Annotated in this window: 2 protein-coding genes; one reads left to right on the plus strand and one right to left on the minus strand. The window is 70.7% G+C overall.

The annotated features are described in order from the left end of the window. Positions 1–111: 111 nt before the first annotated feature. Entirely contained in the window at positions 112–2,076 is a 1,965-nt protein-coding gene (uvrC, locus tag CS062_RS24895; protein ID WP_233218245.1) for an excinuclease ABC subunit UvrC, read from the minus strand. 221 nt (positions 2,077–2,297) lie between these two features. Between uvrC and CS062_RS24900 the strand changes: the two genes are divergently transcribed. Beyond that, positions 2,298–3,213 (plus strand): elongation factor P maturation arginine rhamnosyltransferase EarP (locus tag CS062_RS24900; protein ID WP_099864529.1); only part of this gene is annotated, 916 nt, incomplete at its 3' end.

Raw genomic sequence — 3,213 nt, forward strand, 5'->3', positions numbered from 1 at the left:
AGGCCGCCAGCATCAGCGCGAGCGCCACCTTGGCGCCCCAGCGCGCCGCGTCCCTCGCGGGGATTCGATCGATCGTTGTCATGCTTCCATTCCCAACCAGCCGCGCGCCATTCAATGCAGCGCGCGATAAATGTCCTCGGCCAACTCGCGCGAGATGCCCTTGACGCTGCACAGCTCCTCGACGCTCGCCCCCGCCACGCCTCGCACGCCGCCGAATCGCTGCAGCAACTGCGCGCGCTTCTTCGGTCCGACGCCCGGGACATCCTCCAGCCGCGAGCCGCCGGTGCGGATCGACGCCCGCTTGGCCCGCATGCCGGTGATCGCGAAGCGGTGCGCCTCGTCCCGGATCTGGGCGACCAGCATCAGCGCCGCCGAATCGCGGCCCAGGTAGACCTTCTCCCGCCCGTCGGCGAAGACCAGTTCCTCCAGGCCCACCTTGCGGCCCTCGCCCTTCTCGACGCCGACGATCAGGCTGAGGTCGACGCCGAGTTCCTCGAAGACCTCGCGCGCCATCGACACCTGGCCCTTGCCGCCGTCGACCAGGACCAGGTCCGGCAGACGACCGGTGCCATTCTGGGCGGCCTCGGCCATCTTGCTGTAACGGCGTGTCAGCACCTGCCGCATCGCCGCGTAATCGTCGCCGCCGGTGATGCCCTCGATGTTGAAGCGCCGGTACTGGCTGCTCTGCATCTGGTGACCCTCGAAGACGACACAGGACGCCTGGGTCGCCTCGCCGGCGGTGTGGCTGATGTCGAAGCATTCGATGCGGAACTTGTCGAGCTCGGTGACGCTGAGGTCCAGCGCGTCCACGAGCGCGCGGGTCCGCGCCTGCTGGGAGCCCTCCTCCGACAGCAGCCGCGCCAGCGCGATCTCGGCGCCCTTGACGCACATCTCCTGCCAGATGCGGCGCTGGCCGCGCGGCTGGGCCTGGGTGGTGACCCGGTAGCCGGCCTGCGCGCTCAGCGCCTCGGCCAGCGCCGGATCGACCGGCTCCGACAGCACCAGCAGCGAGGGCACCGGCATCTCGAGGTAGTGCTGCGCGATGAAGGCTTCCAGGACCTGGCGCTCGGGGCTCGGCGGCGCGGGGCGCGCGACCGCGACGCCGCCGCCGGTGTCGCCCTCGCCGGCCGAAGGATCGAGCTCCGGCAGATCGTCGTCATCGAGCAGCTGCACCGCCGTCGCGTCGTCGACATGCTTCGGGAAGTAGGCCCGGTCCCCCAGATGCCGCCCGCCGCGCACCATCGCGAGGTTCACGCAGGCGCGCCCGCCCTGCAGCTTCACCGCCAGGATGTCGACGTCGCGATCGCGCCCGGTGGCGCTGTTCTCGTCGACCGCCTGCTGCTGCAGCACCTTCGACAAGGCGGTGATCTGGTTGCGGATGCCGGCGGCCTGCTCGTACTCGAAGCGCTCCGCGTGGCTCATCATCTGCGCCTGCAGCGCGTCCAGCACCTCCTGTGTCTCGCCGAGCAGGAAGCGCTCGGCGTTGCTGACATTGCGGCGATAGTCGTCGTTCTGGCCCTCGGGCACGCAGGGGCCGGTGCAGCGGTGGATCTGGTGCAGCAGGCAGGGACGGCTGCGGTTGTTGAAGACGGTGTCCTCGCAGGTCCGCAGCTGGAAGACCTTCTGGATCAGCTGGATCGATTCCTTCACCGCCCAGGCGCTGGGGAACGGGCCGAAATAGCGATGGCGCCGGTCGACCGCGCCGCGGTAGTAGCTGATGCGCGGCCAGGCATGGCCGGACAGGCGCAGGTAGGGATAGCTCTTGTCGTCGCGGAACAGGATGTTGAACCGCGGGTTGAGCGCCTTGATCAGGTTGTTCTCGAGCAGCAGCGCCTCGGCCTCGGTGCGCACCACCGTGGTCTCGAGCCGCGCGATGCGCGCCACCATCATCCCGATGCGCGTGCCGCCGTGATCCTTCTGGAAGTAGCTGGAGACGCGGCGCTTCAGGTTCTTGGCCTTGCCGACGTAGAGCACATGGTCCTGCGCGTCGAAATAGCGGTAGACGCCCGGCAGCGCCGGCAGCGCCAGCACCTCGGCCAGCAGCCGGTCGCGGACCTCGCGCGCGGCGCGCTCCATGTCCGCGACACGGCGCGACTCGGCGGCCTCGATGGCTTCGGACTGGGCGTTCCACGCATCGGCATGGGACGGCGCCGGCGACTCCATGGCGGCGGGTGCCGCCGGCGCCTCGGCGGGCGGCTGCTCCGCGGGGACGGTCGGGGAGGAAGGATCCGGCACTTCGCTGGCGCCGGCGGGGGTCGTGCTCATGGGGCGCGATTGTGCCGCCGGATAATTCCGCGATGCCCGACGCCCTCGCCGAATCCGCTTCCGCCACGCAGTCTCCTGACACGACGACCTGGGACATCTTCTGTCGCGTCATCGACAACTATGGCGACCTCGGCGTCTGCCTGCGGCTCGCGCGCGACCTGGCCAACCGCGGCGCGCAGGTGCGACTGTGGTGCGACGACCTGTCGCCGCTGGCGTGGATGCAACCGGAGGCGGTCGAGCGGCTGCAGTGTCTGCCATGGGACGACAGCCCGGCCGCCGCGCCGGGCGACGTCGTCGTGGAGACCTTCGGCTGCGAGCTGCCGGCCGCCTTCGTCGCCTCGATGGCCGCCAGGCCGATCGCGCCGGCCTGGATCAATCTCGAGTACCTGAGCGCCGAAAGCTACGTGGAGCGCAGCCATGGCTTGAAGTCGCCGCAGTTCTCCGGCCCGGGCGCCGGGCTGGACAAGCGCTTCTTCTACCCGGGCTTCAACGCGCGCACCGGGGGCCTGCTGCGCGAACCGGGCCTGATCGAGGCCATCGACGCGCATGACGGCAAGCGCTGGCTGGGCGAGCGCGGCTGGGCGCCGTTGAGCGGCGAGCGCGTGCTCAGCCTGTTCGCATATCCGCAGGCGCCGCTGGACGACTTCCTGGCGGCCCTGGGCCCGGGCTGGCTCCTGCTGTTGTGCCGCGGCGCGCCGCAGTCGGCGTTGCCGCCCCAGCTGCGCACCGGCCAACGCGCGATCGCCCTGCCCGCGCTCACGCAGATCGACTACGACCGGCTGCTCTGGTCCTGCGACCTGAACCTGGTGCGGGGCGAGGACTCCTTCGTCCGCGCCCAGTGGGCCGGACGGCCGATGCTCTGGCAGATCTACTTCCAGGACGACGGCGCGCACGGCCCGAAGCTGGAGGCCTTCCTGGCGCGATCGCTGGCCGGGGCGCCGCCGGCCG

This window comes from Roseateles chitinivorans, from assembly GCF_002761755.1.
GTDB lineage: Bacteria > Pseudomonadota > Gammaproteobacteria > Burkholderiales > Burkholderiaceae_C > Roseateles > Roseateles chitinivorans.

Coding starts and splice junctions, on each gene's coding strand:
- uvrC (WP_233218245.1), bottom strand. CDS start 2,076: ATGGAGCGCGCCGCGCGCGAGGTCCGCGACCGGCTGCTGGCCGAGGTG.